Genomic DNA, 15,614 nt, shown 5'->3' on the forward strand with positions numbered 1-15,614 from the left:
CACAGGGTATTTAACTCTTTTTATTTTGTGGGATGTAGAAATTAGTGGCAGGTAATCAAGGGCGTTTATGAAAATCTTATACGGTGTTCAAGGTACAGGAAATGGCCATATTAGCCGTGCACGTGTGATGGCGAAGTCACTGAGTAAAACGGACATAGAGGTCGATTTTTTATTCAGTGGCCGAGAAGAACATCAATATTTTGATATGGATTGTTTTGGTGACTTTCAGCTGCGAAAAGGTATGTCATTTATGACAGAAGGTGGGCGAGTTAATCTGCCAAAAACCATTAGACGCAATCTTTCTACGTCCATCTTTTCAGAAGTGCAGCACATGGACTTATCTGATTATGATTTAGTGATTAATGATTTTGAGCCTGTGACGGCTTGGGCAGCAAAAAAACAGGGAGTCACATCAATAAGCATCAGCCATCAAGCTGCATTGCAGTATCCTGTGCCTAAACAAGGGATGAGTTGGCTTGACGAACGTTTACTGAATAACTTCGCTCCAACAGATATTAAACTAGGTTGCCACTGGCATCACTTTGGTTTTCCAATTATTCCGCCTTTTGTTGAAGTCGAGCCAAACTGCGGTGATCACCATCATCAGATTTTGGTGTATTTGCCTTTTGAAAGCCCAGATGAAATTGCTCGGTTCTTGGCGCCTTTTAATCAATATCAATTCTATGTCTATCACGCTGCTGAACCGAATATAGCATTGGCAGACCATATTAATTGGTTCGGTTTCAATCGCACGGGTTTTAAAGCCCATATGTCACAATGTGGCGGCGTGATAGGCAATGCTGGGTTTGAACTGGCCAGTGAAGCCATGACGCTTGGCAAAAAGCTGTTGGTAAAACCGTTATTAGGTCAATTTGAGCAGTCATCTAATGTGGCCGCATTAGAATTACTTGCTGCTGCACAAAGCATGGACACTTTAGATGGCAGTGTATTAAAACGTTGGCTAAAGTCTGCATCGCCAAAGCCTATTCTGTATCCTCAGGTCGGTGATGCTTTAGTGAAATGGTTAAAACAGGGCGACTGGCATCAACATCAAATGTTGTGCAACGATTTATGGTCGCAGGTGGAATTACCAGATAACTGGCGTAAATGAAGGTATAACTGAGTATGCCTTGTGAGCGGGCAATGGAAAGCTAATGGTTTAAACTATTCTTAAGCGCTAATTTTATGTGCAAATGCTCAGCGCTAACGGTAATGACTAGCACCCATACAATTGGCAATAGCGTTAACTGGCCGCTTTTGAATGATGTTCGTAAAGTTGCTCAAGAAGTTCGTCTTCAAAAGCAAAACGCGTTTCCATTGCTTGAGCTAATTTTGATAAATCGGCGTCTAAGTCCATCAATACATCGTCACTTTCAACTTCTGTATATTTATCATTGAAGTCAAGCGCAGCATCGGTTGTTTCGCTAATTTGAGGCAGTAGCTGTTGTGCACGGGCTTTACTGCTTTCACCAGACTTCTCACATTCGTTGACCACTTGGTCATACACTTCAAAGTGTCCCTCGGAAACGTAGTCCACTAATTGTGCACAAAATTGCTTGACCGTTTCTGTGGTTGGAAGGCTTTTTTCTGGCGCAGTGTAAGGGGCTAGACCGGCAATATTGAAGTATTGGATCAGTAAATTTCTACGGTGTTGTAGCCATTGATCGACAAGCTTGTTAGAACCGCCCCACTTTTGTTCGGCTTTTTCTAGTTTTGTCAGCATAACGAAATCCAATATTGCAACTAATCCATAACACTTAATGTATGAGAGAAAGTGACTATTGATCAACTATTTTCTGTAAAAGATCGAATGGATCGACCAGAAGAAGGACGTTTTAATTGTAAAAAATAATGAAACTGTGGAGTTCAGAAAGAAAAATGCCCAGTGATAGCAAGCTATCACTGGGCAAATAGATTTTTTAAGGGCTCGATTTATCGTGCTTCTTGATTGTTCTTGCTAGCGCAGACTTTTTATACCAAACGCTAACAATAGGTGCAACTTTTTTATCCAATTAGCCTAATCTATACCTAATTATGAGTATTATTGTGAGCGCGATAACGATTACATTAGCAATTTCGATACTAGTTGGGGTGTTACTTCACATTAATTTAGCATTGCTGGTTACATTAATCGCATAAGTGCTAAACTACGCGCCAGCGGATATCACTATATGTTTAGGAATCAAGCCCCATGGCAGAATTAAAGAATGATCGTTATTTACGCGCTTTATTAAAACAGCCTGTTGACAGAACCCCTGTCTGGATGATGCGTCAAGCTGGACGTTATCTACCTGAATATAAAGCGACTCGCGCAGAAGCGGGTGACTTTATGTCTCTTTGTAAGAACCAAGATTTAGCATGTGAAGTGACGCTACAACCACTTCGTCGTTATGATTTAGATGCTGCAATTTTATTCTCAGATATTCTTACTGTTCCAGATGCAATGGGCTTAGGTTTATATTTTGAAACCGGTGAAGGTCCACGTTTCGAGCGTCCTACAGATACAATCGACGCTATCAAAAAGCTAGCTATCCCAGATCCTGAAGATGAGCTTGGTTACGTTATGCGTGCTGTTAGCACCATTCGTCGTGAACTAAAAGGTGAAGTACCATTAATTGGTTTCTCTGGTTCTCCATGGACACTAGCAACCTACATGGTTGAAGGTGGTTCAAGCAAGACGTTTGAAAAGATCAAAAAAATGGCTTACGAAGAGCCAGCAACACTACACATGCTTTTAGACAAGTTAGCTGATTCAGTTATCTTATACCTAAACGCACAAGTTGCTAACGGTGCTCAATCGTTAATGATTTTTGACTCATGGGGCGGTGCATTATCTCACCATGCTTACCGTGAGTTCTCGCTACGTTACATGCAAAAAATCGTTGATGGTCTTACTCGTCATGCAGACGGTCGCCAAGTACCAGTTACTTTATTCACTAAAGGTGGCGGACTATGGTTAGAATCTATGGCTGAAACAGGTTGTGATGCACTAGGTTTAGACTGGACTGTTGATATCGGTGATGCACGTCGCCGTGTTGGTGAAAAAGTTGCGCTTCAAGGTAACATGGATCCATCAGTACTTTACGCATCACCTGAGCGTATTCATCAAGAAGTTGACCAAATCTTGTCATCTTACGGTGAAGGTACTGGCCACGTATTTAACTTGGGTCATGGTATTCATCAGCATGTTAATCCTGAGCATGCCGGTTCGTTCATCAACTCTGTGCATGAGTTATCGGCTAAATACCACAAGTAATGGGTATGAAGTTTGAGGCGTCGTGAAGATGCGTAAAAAAAGACGAGCTTAGCTCGTCTTTTTTATTTGTGAAAAAAGTGACGAATGACTAAAGCTGAACTAGCTTATATGAATCATCGAGTTAAAGGTGTGGTGATATGTGTCACAAAGTAAATATGAGATATTCTAATTTGTGATCTTTGCAAAATTCTTCAGAGAGTTAATTTGATATTTTATACACATTCTGAGAATAAATATTTTATGCTAACTAGTTTTGTTTCACGATGGGATGGAAGCCACATCTAGTAGCCTTCGCTAAAAGAGAGTTAAATATGAAAATTCAAATTATTGTTGCTTTAGTGTTCTTCGCTATTTTTGCTGCTTTGCTTCCTGGCACCCATTACATCTATGTAGCCAATGCTGATTATTACATGGGGCAATACATCACAGTTGCTTCAGTATTATTGATGTGGATTAGCTTGTTTGCGGGTATTGCGAGTCTTTTCTTCCACAAAATTAAAAGCTTATATCAATCAATTTATAACGATTAATTGTAGACATACAAGGTTCGTTATTAATTGACTTGATACGTAAAGCCACCTAAATAGGTGGCTTTGTTGTTTTTGGCTTTGTTGTTTTTGGCTTTGATGCTTTGAGCAATTATACGTTTAATCCTCTGTCATATAGAAGAAAGTAATCGCGAGTCTTTTTTCCCTCTTTTCTTTACCAAAGTAACTACTGGCGCTGTGAACCATATTGCCTTTGAATAAAATGAGGCGATTAAATTTATTTTCAATGGCTTCGTCTTCATACCAAGCACTTGGAGGTAAGCTGTCGGTGTTTAACGCATCCACTAAATTGTTATAGGGTTTTTGTACTAGATTACCGCCAGCAGCTTCATTCGCGTATTTCAAGCGATAGAAAGAGGTTCCAGAGTGTGGTTTAGGATTTTTACTTAAAAAAAGCACGGCGCCGTATCGACAAAGCTGCCGATTATCAACATGAGGCCTTGCCGCTCCTTCATCAGCCCCAACCAAAATGGCTGTGTTTGTATCAACAACGACACTGTTTGATTCAGCAACCCATAATTTATCGACTTTTAGGGTTTCTTTTATCCAGTTTTCTACTTGTAAGAGCTCTTTTTTCTTCAAGGCGTTTTTAGAGCGCATACCAGGCCATAACTCACTAGTATAAGGCTTGCCGAGCTTCCACTTACTTTTCATGAAACAGCGATTGGCAATCTCTGTTGCTTGCTTTTCAGAAAAGAAATTATCAATTATCCAAAAGTTTTTATTTTCTTCGGGCTTTTCATAATTGAGTTTAGGAGCATCGAAAGGTGCATCAGGAAGGTTGAGTTCATCTGAATATATTGGGTGCATGCTGTATCTACCTGCAAACGATTTAAAATAATAATTGTTCGTTTAATACGGACGGTGCTTGTTGAATTTATGTTATCAACATTCAAATGCGATGGGTAGAAAAGTGGCTCATTAACTTGTAAAAAATAATGAGTAATCAAAATCGGAGTAACGATTACTCACATAACACTCAATGACTTGAAGAAAGCAGCTCAATATGAAAACAACTTCCTGTACCAGGTTGACTGTCGATATTTATACGGCACTTTAATATCCCAAGGAGCTGTCTAACAATTGCAAGCCCAACACCTAATTGTGGGAGTGGTTGTTCTGGTGAAAAGGTAAGTTGTTGCATTGATAATTGTTTTAAAGCGTCCACTTCATGCTTGTGCATACCTGCGCCAGTATCTTTTACTGCAAGCCAAGTTTGACCATTTAACGTTTCACTGTAAATGGTAATAGTGCCATCTTTAGGGGTGTATCTGAGCGCATTATCAACAAGGTTATTGAGGATTCTGCGCATCAATTGTGGATCGGTATAAACCTGTAATTCATCGGTAATATTAAATTGTAATCTTATTCCCAGCTTTTTAGCTCTAGGAGCAAATGTCTGATTCAAATCGAGTAACAACTCACGCAAATTGATTTGTTTAATTTGAGCGCTAATTTGACCGTTTTCAAGTGCTGCAAGCTCAAGCAGTTGCGATAGTAATTGTTGCAAGTTTTGCCCTGAGTTAGCCGCATACTCTATGTATTCTGGTTGGCGCTCATTTGGTGGGGAGAGCAACCAGGTATCTATATATCCTAATAAAGAGGTGAGCGGTGTTTTTAAATCGTGGGATAAATGCAGTAAAAAGTCATGTTTTGCTTGTTGCTGGCGTTTAACTTGTTGATGTTGATTATTAAGCTCTTGCAGTAAATGATTAATATGTTCGCTGAGCTTTTTGATTTCTAAGCTACCGTTATAACGGTTTGGGAGAGTCAGGCTGCTGTCGAAGGAATTCCCTTCAAACGAACACGCTTTAAGACGCGTTAAATCACTGGCTAACTTTTGAATTGGACGGGTAAAAAAGCCTAATAATAATACAAACAATATCAAGGCAAATATCACCCAAAAACCAATCGTAGCGCCCCATAGTTTAGGCTGATTTTCAGAATTAATCAGCGCCTGCCAGCTGTCATAATCTTCACCGCCAATAATCACGTATAAATACCCGCTGTGAAGGCCATCCTCTGTGATAAGTGGGCTGACTGAAAAAATCTTCTCAGTTTCAGTCGATCGAGGGTCTGTTCCTAATATAGGTAAATCTCGGCGTGCAATAAACTGCTCAATTTTATCTAAACTCACTCGGTTTTTTTTAATCTTCTCCTCTTTTGCATCATAAGCAACGACTCGGCCTTCTGGATCGAGTGTATAGATCTCAAAACTGGGCCCAAGTAACATAAAATCATGAAACGCTTCTTTTAATGCCGCATCAGAAGTAATGCCTTGAGAGAGTAATGGGTTGATATGTGCCATATGCTCAGCCAATTCGAGATGCAAAGATTGCTGAATTTGGTTACGACTAAATTCATGATTGAGTTGCAACCATTGCCATAACGCCATGAACAGAATAAGCACAACCAATGTCGCTGAAAGAAATAGTCGATTAAATAGTCGATTCATAATGACTGGCCTGCCTTGGTAACATCAGAGAAAAATAATCCATTTACGCTTCTGGTGGAGAAAATTTATAACCCACTCCCCACACTGTTTTTACGAGCTCAGGATGACCTGGACTGCGGGCAAGTTTGCTGCGTAAACGATTAATATGGCTATTTACCGTATGCTCGTATCCATCATAGTTATAACCCCAAACAGCCTCTAGCAATTGCATACGACTGAATACTTGGAGTGGGTGCTTGGCTAAAAATAACAGTAAATCAAACTCTCTTGCGGTGAGTTCAAGTGGGCTGTTATTGGATACGACCTCTCGGGTGGTTGAGTTAATGGTGACCCCATTAAAGTCCAATTGCTCAGTTTGTACTTGTTGAACCTTACTGCGCCTTAGCATGGCTTTAACGCGGGCTCTAAGCTCTAATACGCTAAATGGCTTCACTAAATAGTCATCAGCGCCAGCTTCTAACCCCAAAACAATGTCGGCTTCAGAATCTTTTGCAGTTAGCATCATTATTGGTAATGACTTTTCTGCTTCTCGTAATTGCTGACATAACATGATGCCGTCACCATCAGGCAGCATCCTGTCCATGAGAATGAGGTCGAACGTTTTTGTGTCGATGATCTGCATTGCCTGACTTAACGTAGTCGCATGAAATACTTCATAATTTAATGCTGTTAAGTTGAGCATGATAAGTTTTGCTAAGTCTTGTTCATCTTCCACAAGTAAAATATGCGGCTTTATCTGATGGCCGTTATGCTTAGTGCTATCGTTCATCCAGAATGTCCCAAATCAGATCCCTACTGAGCAGACCTGACTTGGGCAGATTAAATTTCAAATTGTTTAAATAATGTTATCAAACAGAATTTAATCTATCGCTGAACAATCTGATTAGCTATGCATTCGCATCACTTACTCAGTACGGCTAATCGAGATAGAAACCGCTGGATTATCAAAACGATGTGAAGGCGTTAATACGCTATCCATTAACCCATCATACATAGTGATAACACCAGGGTGGATATGGACAAAATCAACATCATCACGTTCAGCGTTGTAGCCTTCACCACCATCAGCAGGTCCAGGCATAGTGCCTTGTGCTTCTGAGTTTGCTTCGGTTCCAGCATCGTAAACCATGCCACGCATAGATACTGAATCACTCACTGCGAGCATACTGATGTCATAGCTGTTTAAGCCTGTAAATGCATCATTGGTGTTCACTAACATAGTGGCAACCGTGAGGTTGGCTACATCGGCTTCTTCGAGTGTCACGGTAATGGTTTCTGACATCCCTGGCATTAAAATACCAGCGCCACTGACGGTTGAAGTAATGCCTTCAATCGCAGCAACATCTGCTGCATCACCACCTTCTGCGATTTTCTCTAGTGCAACGTTGGCTGCTTCACCGGCCTGCCACAACATGACATCATCACCATGAGAGGCGATAGCAATGGGAGACATTGGCTGGTTAGCTGTTAAATTCGTAACAGTGACAGTGTATGTTTGCATTACCACAGCTGGCGGCGTTGGTGTCACTGGTGCCGGTGTTGGTGAGTCATCATCGTCATCAGAACAACCACTTAATCCAATCACAGCGATAAGTGCTACGGCTGATAAACTGTATGGATGACTGCGTTTTTTGGACGTATTCGTTAAATATCTCATTGCGATTCCCCCTTATTTGACGGTAACAACAACTTTCGCCACAGGGTTTAACCAGCGATGAATACGACTGTCTAAATCACTGGCACCGCCTACTGCATCAGTATCGCCAAGCACACCTGGATGAGTGTGAACATAAGCATTAGTAGAACCATCCATAACACCAGTACCATTCATACCTCCGTCACCGCCAGGAGCAGCTGGAATACCTGGAACACCTGACATGCCGCCGCCATTGACGATTTCATCGTTGGCTTCTGTACCTGCATCATATGCATTTAAATACACAGTGTAGCTGCCTGCCTCAGTCGGAATTTCCCAGCTATCTAAACCAATAAAAGCATCGTTGGTTGGTAATACCATTGCCACAATCGATAAATGTGTCATATCCATAGAGTCGAGCATCACTTCACTTACATTCGCGCCAGGGGCTAATAATCCCATTGCAGGGTTAACAGCGGTAAAACCACCAGCACCCATTACGGCGGCATCTAAATCACCAACATCGCCGCCTTCAGCCATTTTTTGTAAGGCTGGTGTGGCCATTTCACCGACATGGAAAAGGTGACTGTCAGTATCATGAGCAGCAATCAGTAGCGGGGTGAAATGATTACCATGGGTTAGGTTAACGACACTAATTTCTAAATCAGCTGCAGATGCTTGAGCACTAAATATTCCGCCTGCAACTAATCCAAGGGTTAACAAGCTGGTTTTGACTGATAAATTTTTGTGTGTTGATGTCTTTAAGACTGATGATTTCATAACAGAGCTCCTTTTGTTTGATTGATAATGATTCTGACAAAGGGATCTCACTGGGTTATCGCTAAATTATCACAAAAGTTTAACATCGTTTATTTGAGCGATTTTTTTGTGTTATCGTGATGGTGAATAGTAAAATTTTAGGGTGTGAAAATGATAATAAGAACACTAACTCCTGAAGATTTTCAACAGGTTATTGAGCTAGGTAATTTAGTGCATGGTGAAGGTTACTTAGACATGCCTTCGCTGGAAAATATTTATCAAATGGGAATAAAAAATAATATTAATGCCCATTTTATCGCAGAAAATGAACAATTATCATCGGTACATCAGGCGCAAGAACAATCAAAAATAGCTGGGTTTAGACTGACCTATGCAGCGGGCAATTGGCCAATTGATAATTGGTGTACACCACAAAAATGGCCAGTTTCACCCGATCAAATGTGTTACTTCAAGTGCAATACAGTGGCTCAAGAGCTTAGAGGGCAAGGCATAGGTTCGCAACTACTACAAGCCTCTATCAAAGCAGTAAAAGCGCAAGGTGCGACAGCTGGAGTGAGTCATTTGTGGAAACAAAGCCCTAAAAATTCAGCAGTGGGCTACTTTACTCATGCTGGCGGTAAATTGATTAAAGAGCATCCGAGTCGATGGAACCAGCAGCAAGACAACAGTGATTATCTGTGCGTGATATGTGGCGATGATTGCCACTGTACAGCCTGTGAAATGGTGATTGAGTTTAACTAAATAACTCATTTTAACATTTCTCTGTATGACCACATTGGTGTTAACCACGAGTACCCAACATGCCTCAAGCTTTGTATGATCCCTTAATTAATCAATCACCTGCTAAGCAGCCTTTTGCGCATAGCTACTGGGCGATCACACAATCATTACCCGCATTACTTCCCTCGCTCAAAGGTTCTCAGCAAACAGACGTTGCTATTATTGGCGGCGGCTATACTGGTCTATTGACGGCTTATTATTTAGCGACACAATACCACATTGATTGTCGTGTGCTTGAGGCTAATCAAGTGGGGTTTGGCGCTAGCGCTCGCAATGCGGGTTTTGTATTAAAAGGGTCTGGTCGTTTGGGGTATTCAGCAATGGCTGAACGTTGGGATCTAGACACTGCGCGCGGGATCTACAGTGAATTTAGTCAAGCGGTAAGTCGAGTTGAAGGATTAATACAGCAACATCACATTCAGTGTGAGCCACAAGATAAAGGTTATCTCAAGGTCGCTCATAATCCAAAAGCGTTAAAAAACCTTAAAGCGGCAGCCGAATATATTCAAAAAAATATGGCCCAAGGCAGCGATTTTACAGCCGAGTTTATTACTGCTGAACACTTTAGAGAGCAGTACCTTAACCATCATCAAGCTTATGGTGCGTTAAGGCTGAATGATGGCTTTGGGATTAACCCTCTTAAGCTATTACTGGGCTATAAGTCCATGCTTGAAAAACAGGGAATAACCATAAACGAGCAATCCTGTGTGCGTGACTGGATAGAAGAAAATGGAAAGCACCGTTTAGTAACGGATCAAGGTGAACTGTTAGCCAATAAGGTGATCATGGCGGGTAATGCTTATTCGCCTAAGCAGCTGAACCAAAGAATAGATGATAAGTTTTTACCGATACTGAGCAATATTATCGTCACTGAACCATTAACTGCAGATGAGCTAAAAGCGGCAGGTTTACATAGTCACCAAGTGACCATGGATACGCGAATATTAAAGTATTACTTTAGATTGCTGCCCGATAACCGTTTATTGTTTGGAGGCCGTGGCGCCGTATGGGGCAAGGACGCGGCTAAGCCGATATATGGTCAGCGTTTGAAACTTGCGATGGATAAGTGCTTTCCACATCTGAGCCGAAAGAAGGTTGCTTATAACTGGACGGGGTGGATAGCAGCATCAATGGATGACATGCCCCATGTTTACGGTAAAAATGGCGTTGGTTACAGTTTGGGTTATTGCGGCGCCGGCGTATCATTTAGCGCTCAAGCTGCCTTTAGACTGGCACAAAGTATTGCAGGAGAAACCTTACCGAACTTACCTTTGTATAACTCCCCATTACCACAGATGCCGTTTGCAAAAGCAAGACGGCTAGGGCAATGGGGTTATTATCATTATGGCTGGCTCAAAGATAAATTCGGTTAATACTGATTTTATACATCGATATCATCAAGGCTAGCTTGCTTGAATTTCTTCATTGAGCGTTGATTCATCTAATGGCTCAATTTTAATATTGAAATAGGCATAAGACGCACTGATAAACGGACAAACTAAGTTAAAAATAGCGTAGGGTAGGTATGCGATAGTCGCCACGCCTAGGGTACTTGCCATAAAGGCGCCACAAGTATTCCAGGGGATCAGCGGGCTAGTGACAGTTGCTGAATCTTCTAAAGAGCGGCTTAAATTGACAGGTGCAAGTTTACGCTTTTGATATTCCATTTTTAACATTCTACCGGGTAATACGATGGCAATATATTGGTCGGCAGTAATCACATTAGCGCCAATACAGACCCCAAGAGTGGTGATAATTAAGCTGCTGGTGCCTGTCACTAAATTCATGATGCTTTCAAGTAAGCGAGCTAATAAGCCTGTCACTTCCATCACGCCGCCAAAAGCCATAGCACACAATATTAACCAGACTGTTGTCACCATACTGCTCATGCCGCCACGGCTTAATAGATTGTCGAGCACGGTATCGCCAGTATTAGCCACATAACCATCAAACATCGCAATCCAAATGCCTTTAATGATGGCAATTACTGGTAATAACTGTGGGTCGTTAACGTAAGTAATCACATTATCAAACTGGAAAATGGCTGCGCAGATAGCACCCGCTAAGGTACCAATAATCACGGTTGGAAAGGCGGGCATTTTCTTATTTGCCAAAAAGAGCACAACTAATAATGGTAGTAATAAATGCAACCCAGGTTGGTAAGTATTTTCTAGTAATGTCAGCGTACCACCTAGTTCCGAGTTAAAGCTGGATACATCGGCTGATAAACCTAAAAAAGTAAACACGATTAAGGCAATAATAATGCTGGGCACAGTGGTCCAAGTCATATGCTTAATATGACTAAAGATATTTGAGCCAGCAACGGCAGGAGCTAGATTGGTTGTGTCAGATAATGGTGACATTTTATCGCCAAAATAAGCGCCACTGATGATTGCACCTGCAGTGATATTGATATCTAAACCCATCGCTGAAGCGATACCAATAAGGGCAATACCAATAGTACCTGCTACTGTCCACGAACTACCGATGCTTATAGCGACAACGGCACATAAAATACAGCTGGCGGCATAAAAATATTGTGGATGGAGGATTTGCATACCGTAGTAAATCATTGTCGGCACTGTGCCGGCTAAAATCCAAGTACCGATTAGGGAGCCAACAGTAAATAAGATCAGTAAAGCGCCAGTTGCGACACCAATACTTTTAATGATCCCACGTTCCATTTGGTTCCAGCTGTAGCCATTTTTGTAACCAATTAAAATGGCAATGCAAGCGGCGAGAATCAGTGCAATTTGGTTTGCTCCTGATGAGCTATCAGAAGAGAAAAGGTACACCGCAGCGCCCAGCATGGTGATAAGGGCGATAACAGGTGCAAGGGCGTCAAACAAACTAGGTTGTTTGAGTTGAGAGTCAGACATAAAGCGATCCCTAGAGTTATTTTTATTGGGGTTTTGTTTTATTTTCTTGCTTTGTAAACAGTCGGTATTATTTGTTGTTAATTTGTGACTGGCCGACATCCTGCCATAGATATAAGGGGTAAGTCGATGTTTTGGCAGTGTGATCACTTGCTCTCTGAGAATAGTGAATAGGCCAGATTGATTAATAAATTACCCTAATAGGTTAGCTATTCACTTGCGGTGATATAAGTGCATATTTACTTAGATTCGATTGTTTGTAAAAACTCATTTTTAGTGAATTTTTTCGTTTACTTTAATAAGATCAAAGTCGTGGCGCTTCGCCCACACCAGACGAAAGGGAAACAACAGCTTTTCCCTTTTCGATATCCCTAGCCGCCCCTACGAAACTTTCTGAAAAGCGAAATATTTCAATGGGGATGATTTTAACTTGTTACATCGTTTGTATTCCGCTTCGTCCATCTTCAAAATCCCTAACGCTTCCAATGGGGCGTCCCTTCCCCTCGAAAGCTAGCCTGACATCCATGTCAGGACTCACGCGATTTTTTTGATGCACTCAAGCCAAATGGTGGCTTCAGGCTCTATGCTTGAGTTTTTAGAATACCCAAATGAAGTTAAATCGAAGAGGTAATAATCCCAGTGCAGATGCGTCTAAGACCTTCGAAAACATGGATGTTTTCGCAGAGCTTAGATGGACGTACTTGAAGCGTGTCTTAGATGAATCTGTACAAAAGCCTGCGGCAGGCAATTGGTTAAGTCGAAGCTATGAACTTAGATACATTATTCAATATCTACAGGGGTATTAAATAAGCGGACTATTGGCCGAAAAGTCGTGGCGCTTTATGGTTGGATATTTATTTGCTCTGAGAGAGTTAAATTTAGTCGACTATTTCAAGGTAAGCATTTGGTGGAAGGTCTACATTATTCTAGTTAATTGGGATGTGATTACTTGAGTAATAGCTACATAGGGTAATTGAAGTAAAGATAAAAAAATGGCAGGTTATAATTCACTGATTAATAATCAAAATAATATAAAGGGATTTATTTTGTTAGATTTTAAAACGTTATGGGAATCATTTCCTGAGAAAAGCTTAATGAAAGCTCGGTGTCAAAATAAGCAAGAAACAAGCTCTGCACCTTTTGACAATTATTGTGCAATATTACTAAGTGAAGCTTTAATTAATGTTGGTGTTTCTACATCAAGCGCTAAGGCCGCAAAGTGTTGGTCACATTCAGGAACTAAGCATATTTTAAGAGCTGAAGAAATGGCTAAATGGTTAACTTCTTCTAATATAGGTGGACTCCATAAGGTTGAAAAATTTCACCTAGTACTTTTCAAAAAGACTTAAAAAATCGAACTGGAATAATTTTCTTTAAAGATTATTGGCAAAGAGGAAATGAAACAACTAATAACCAAAGTGGTGACCATATTGACTTATGGAACAAGGATGAAATAAGCAGTAGCGGTATGTTAATGAGATCAATTTATGAGTTTTTTGGGACAGTTTCTGATTTCAATAAAAGCAAAGAAATCCATTTTTGGGAAATTAAGTGATAATTATGAATAGTTTGATTAAGAAAGTTACTTTTATCATTGTAAATTCCATTTTTAACATAGGGATTTTTTTAGGGTTTTATAATTATTTAGTATCTCCATTGCTGCATGAAGAGCAAAGGATGGATATTGCGCCTTATATTTTTATGTATGTTTTCCCAAGTTATATCATTGTTTCTATTCTATCAATATTCATCTTCAGAGTTTTATTTACCCGTAATTAATAAATATTAAAATTTTACTATCGATAATTAATCAAAAAAAATCCCTGTGACTTTTAGCATTGACTGCTATCACAGGGATTTTATTTCATAGCTTCAACAACAAGCTAATTAACGAGTTAGTCTTTACCTTGCTCACGTGCAATCGCACGGTATGCAATATCTGTACGGAAGTAGACGTCATCCCAGTGGATGGCATCGACTAAACCATATGCCGCTTTTTGTGCTTCTGTCACTGTGTTACCGAGTGCTGTTGCACATAATACGCGGCCGCCTGCTGTGACAACGTGACCGTCTTTCATGGCGGTGCCTGCGTGGAATACTTTGGCGTTGTTATCACCTAAAGATAAACCGTCAATCACATCTGCTTTGCGGTAGGCATCAGGGTATCCGCCTGCAGCTAGTACCACACCGACTGCTGCGCGTGAATCAAATTCAGCGGTCACTTTATCAAGCTCACCACGGGTGGCGGCTAAACAAAGTTCAACTAAATCTGATTGTAGACGCATCATGATTGGCTGCGTTTCTGGGTCGCCAAAGCGGCAGTTGTACTCTAGTACTTTTGCGCTGCCATCAGGTGCAATCATTAAACCAGCATATAAGAAGCCTGTGTAAACATTGCCTTCTGCTGCCATCCCATCAACCGTTGGACGGATAACGTTAGCAATTGTCCAGTCGTGTACGGTTTGCGTGACCACTGGCGCTGGTGAGTATGCTCCCATGCCGCCTGTGTTCGGGCCGTAATCGCCATTATCACGGGCTTTATGGTCTTGGCTTGATGCCATAGCTAAGATGTTATTGCCATCGACCATGACGATAAAGCTGGCTTCTTCACCTTTTAAAAATTCTTCAATAACAACGCGAGAACCCGCTTCGCCAAACTTATTGCCTGCTAGCATATCTTCAATTGCAGCATCGGCTTCAGCTTGGTCTTGCGCGATAATCACGCCTTTACCTGCAGCTAAACCGTCAGCTTTAATCACAACAGGGAAACCTGTTTTAGCAGTTAACTCAACAGAGTAAGCTTTCGCTGCGTCAATTTCAGTGAAGTTTGAGTAGTCAGCCGTTGGGATGTTGTGGCGAGCTAAAAAGTCTTTAGTGAAGGCTTTTGAAGACTCAAGTTGCGCTGCACCTTGAGTTGGGCCAAAGATAGGTAAACCTGCTTCGTTAAAGGCATCAACAACGCCAAGTGCTAAAGGCACTTCTGGGCCAACAATGGTTAATTCAATTTTGTTGTCTTGGGCAAACTTCACTAATTCTGAAATTGCTTCAACTTTAATGTCGACGTTTTCTAATTTTGGCTCTAAAGATGTGCCTGCGTTGCCAGGAGCAACAAAAACTTTTTCAACTTGAGCTGATTGAGCTGCTTTCCAAGCTAGTGCGTGTTCGCGTCCGCCGCCGCCAATTACAAGTACCTGCATCTTTATTCACCTTTTTTATATTCAATTTGGTAAAAATTATCATGTTCTTTAAACGAAAAAAGCAGCCAAATGAGGCTGCTCTATTC

16 protein-coding genes are annotated in these 15,614 nt (G+C 41.1%); 8 read left to right on the forward strand and 8 right to left on the reverse strand.

The window, feature by feature from the left end; genetic code table 11:
* The first annotated feature begins 67 nt into the window (after positions 1 to 67).
* Complete coding sequence (locus A9267_RS11940) at positions 68 to 1,111, forward strand: MJ1255/VC2487 family glycosyltransferase (protein WP_065109329.1); 1,044 nt, start codon at positions 68 to 70, stop codon at positions 1,109 to 1,111.
* A 132-nt stretch (positions 1,112 to 1,243) separates the two neighbouring features.
* Here A9267_RS11940 and A9267_RS11945 read toward each other — a convergent pair whose 3' ends face one another.
* A complete protein-coding gene (locus A9267_RS11945; protein ID WP_055023554.1) occupies positions 1,244 to 1,723 on the reverse strand; it encodes an Rsd/AlgQ family anti-sigma factor in 480 nt (159 codons plus the stop codon).
* Between the two features lie 468 nt (positions 1,724 to 2,191).
* On the opposite strand from A9267_RS11945, the gene hemE reads away from it, so the two are divergent.
* Both hemE and A9267_RS11955 read left to right on the forward strand, forming a co-directional pair.
* Positions 2,192 to 3,256: a uroporphyrinogen decarboxylase gene (gene hemE, locus A9267_RS11950; RefSeq protein ID WP_055023553.1), complete on the forward strand. Its 1,065-nt coding sequence runs from the start codon at positions 2,192 to 2,194 to the stop codon at positions 3,254 to 3,256.
* A gap of 311 nt (positions 3,257 to 3,567) precedes the next feature.
* A complete protein-coding gene (locus A9267_RS11955; RefSeq protein ID WP_055023552.1) occupies positions 3,568 to 3,786 on the forward strand; it encodes a hypothetical protein in 219 nt (72 codons plus the stop codon).
* Positions 3,787 to 3,903: 117 nt separating this feature from the next.
* On the opposite strand, the gene A9267_RS11960 is transcribed toward A9267_RS11955, so the two are convergent.
* The 5 genes from A9267_RS11960 to A9267_RS11980 form a co-directional block, all read right to left on the reverse strand.
* A complete protein-coding gene (locus tag A9267_RS11960; RefSeq protein ID WP_055023551.1) occupies positions 3,904 to 4,614 on the reverse strand; it encodes a DUF6445 family protein in 711 nt (236 codons plus the stop codon).
* A gap of 169 nt (positions 4,615 to 4,783) precedes the next feature.
* Positions 4,784 to 6,259 carry a sensor histidine kinase gene (locus A9267_RS11965; RefSeq protein WP_065109330.1) on the reverse strand — a complete coding sequence of 492 codons (1,476 nt, stop codon included), beginning with the start codon at positions 6,257 to 6,259 and terminating at the stop codon, positions 4,784 to 4,786.
* Positions 6,260 to 6,302: 43 nt separating this feature from the next.
* Positions 6,303 to 7,028 carry a response regulator transcription factor gene (locus A9267_RS11970; protein ID WP_065109331.1) on the reverse strand — a complete coding sequence of 242 codons (726 nt, stop codon included), beginning with the start codon at positions 7,026 to 7,028 and terminating at the stop codon, positions 6,303 to 6,305.
* 135 nt (positions 7,029 to 7,163) lie between these two features.
* Entirely contained in the window at positions 7,164 to 7,916 is a 753-nt protein-coding gene (locus A9267_RS11975; RefSeq protein WP_055023548.1) for a spondin domain-containing protein, read from the reverse strand.
* Positions 7,917 to 7,928: 12 nt separating this feature from the next.
* Positions 7,929 to 8,675 carry a spondin domain-containing protein gene (locus A9267_RS11980; RefSeq protein WP_080916941.1) on the reverse strand — a complete coding sequence of 249 codons (747 nt, stop codon included), beginning with the start codon at positions 8,673 to 8,675 and terminating at the stop codon, positions 7,929 to 7,931.
* Positions 8,676 to 8,825: 150 nt separating this feature from the next.
* On the opposite strand from A9267_RS11980, the gene A9267_RS11985 reads away from it, so the two are divergent.
* Both A9267_RS11985 and A9267_RS11990 read left to right on the forward strand, forming a co-directional pair.
* A complete protein-coding gene (locus A9267_RS11985; RefSeq protein ID WP_065109332.1) occupies positions 8,826 to 9,416 on the forward strand; it encodes a GNAT family N-acetyltransferase in 591 nt (196 codons plus the stop codon).
* A gap of 59 nt (positions 9,417 to 9,475) precedes the next feature.
* On the forward strand, positions 9,476 to 10,828 hold the full coding sequence (locus A9267_RS11990; RefSeq protein WP_065109333.1) for an NAD(P)/FAD-dependent oxidoreductase: 1,353 nt from the start codon (positions 9,476 to 9,478) through the stop codon (positions 10,826 to 10,828).
* A gap of 30 nt (positions 10,829 to 10,858) precedes the next feature.
* Here the strand turns inward: A9267_RS11990 and nhaC are convergent, their stop codons facing one another.
* A complete protein-coding gene (nhaC, locus tag A9267_RS11995; protein WP_065109334.1) occupies positions 10,859 to 12,334 on the reverse strand; it encodes a Na+/H+ antiporter NhaC in 1,476 nt (491 codons plus the stop codon).
* 605 nt (positions 12,335 to 12,939) lie between these two features.
* Between nhaC and A9267_RS12000 the strand changes: the two genes are divergently transcribed.
* The 3 genes from A9267_RS12000 to A9267_RS22270 all read left to right on the forward strand — a co-directional run bounded on the left by A9267_RS12000 (position 12,940) and on the right by A9267_RS22270 (position 13,886).
* A complete protein-coding gene (locus tag A9267_RS12000) occupies positions 12,940 to 13,137 on the forward strand; it encodes a hypothetical protein (protein WP_065109335.1) in 198 nt (65 codons plus the stop codon).
* Between the two features lie 186 nt (positions 13,138 to 13,323).
* Positions 13,324 to 13,680 (forward strand): T6SS effector amidase Tae4 family protein, encoded by a 357-nt coding sequence (locus tag A9267_RS21925; protein ID WP_197495532.1) that lies wholly within the window; start codon positions 13,324 to 13,326, stop codon positions 13,678 to 13,680.
* 17 nt (positions 13,681 to 13,697) lie between these two features.
* Entirely contained in the window at positions 13,698 to 13,886 is a 189-nt protein-coding gene (locus A9267_RS22270) for a T6SS effector amidase Tae4 family protein (RefSeq protein WP_443018796.1), read from the forward strand.
* A gap of 340 nt (positions 13,887 to 14,226) precedes the next feature.
* Here A9267_RS22270 and purD read toward each other — a convergent pair whose 3' ends face one another.
* Positions 14,227 to 15,528 (reverse strand): phosphoribosylamine--glycine ligase, encoded by a 1,302-nt coding sequence (gene purD / locus A9267_RS12010; protein WP_065109336.1) that lies wholly within the window; start codon positions 15,526 to 15,528, stop codon positions 14,227 to 14,229.
* Positions 15,529 to 15,614: the final 86 nt, after the last annotated feature.

It is taken from the genome of Shewanella sp. UCD-FRSSP16_17, assembly GCF_001675935.1.
GTDB lineage: Bacteria > Pseudomonadota > Gammaproteobacteria > Enterobacterales > Shewanellaceae > Shewanella > Shewanella japonica.

Excerpts from the sequence above, each read along its gene's own strand:
- A9267_RS11940 (WP_065109329.1), top strand. The coding sequence starts at position 68 with ATGAAAATCTTATACGGTGTTCAAGGTACAGGAAATGGCCATATTAGC.
- A9267_RS11945 (WP_055023554.1), bottom strand. The coding sequence starts at position 1,723 with ATGCTGACAAAACTAGAAAAAGCCGAACAAAAGTGGGGCGGTTCTAAC.
- hemE (WP_055023553.1), top strand. The coding sequence starts at position 2,192 with ATGGCAGAATTAAAGAATGATCGTTATTTACGCGCTTTATTAAAACAG.
- A9267_RS11955 (WP_055023552.1), top strand. The coding sequence starts at position 3,568 with ATGAAAATTCAAATTATTGTTGCTTTAGTGTTCTTCGCTATTTTTGCT.
- A9267_RS11960 (WP_055023551.1), bottom strand. The coding sequence starts at position 4,614 with ATGCACCCAATATATTCAGATGAACTCAACCTTCCTGATGCACCTTTC.
- A9267_RS11965 (WP_065109330.1), bottom strand. The coding sequence starts at position 6,259 with ATGAATCGACTATTTAATCGACTATTTCTTTCAGCGACATTGGTTGTG.
- A9267_RS11970 (WP_065109331.1), bottom strand. The coding sequence starts at position 7,028 with ATGAACGATAGCACTAAGCATAACGGCCATCAGATAAAGCCGCATATT.
- A9267_RS11975 (WP_055023548.1), bottom strand. The coding sequence starts at position 7,916 with ATGAGATATTTAACGAATACGTCCAAAAAACGCAGTCATCCATACAGT.
- A9267_RS11980 (WP_080916941.1), bottom strand. The coding sequence starts at position 8,675 with ATGAAATCATCAGTCTTAAAGACATCAACACACAAAAATTTATCAGTC.
- A9267_RS11985 (WP_065109332.1), top strand. The coding sequence starts at position 8,826 with ATGATAATAAGAACACTAACTCCTGAAGATTTTCAACAGGTTATTGAG.
- A9267_RS11990 (WP_065109333.1), top strand. The coding sequence starts at position 9,476 with ATGCCTCAAGCTTTGTATGATCCCTTAATTAATCAATCACCTGCTAAG.
- nhaC (WP_065109334.1), bottom strand. The coding sequence starts at position 12,334 with ATGTCTGACTCTCAACTCAAACAACCTAGTTTGTTTGACGCCCTTGCA.
- A9267_RS12000 (WP_065109335.1), top strand. The coding sequence starts at position 12,940 with ATGAAGTTAAATCGAAGAGGTAATAATCCCAGTGCAGATGCGTCTAAG.
- A9267_RS21925 (WP_197495532.1), top strand. The coding sequence starts at position 13,324 with ATGGCAGGTTATAATTCACTGATTAATAATCAAAATAATATAAAGGGA.
- purD (WP_065109336.1), bottom strand. The coding sequence starts at position 15,528 with ATGCAGGTACTTGTAATTGGCGGCGGCGGACGCGAACACGCACTAGCT.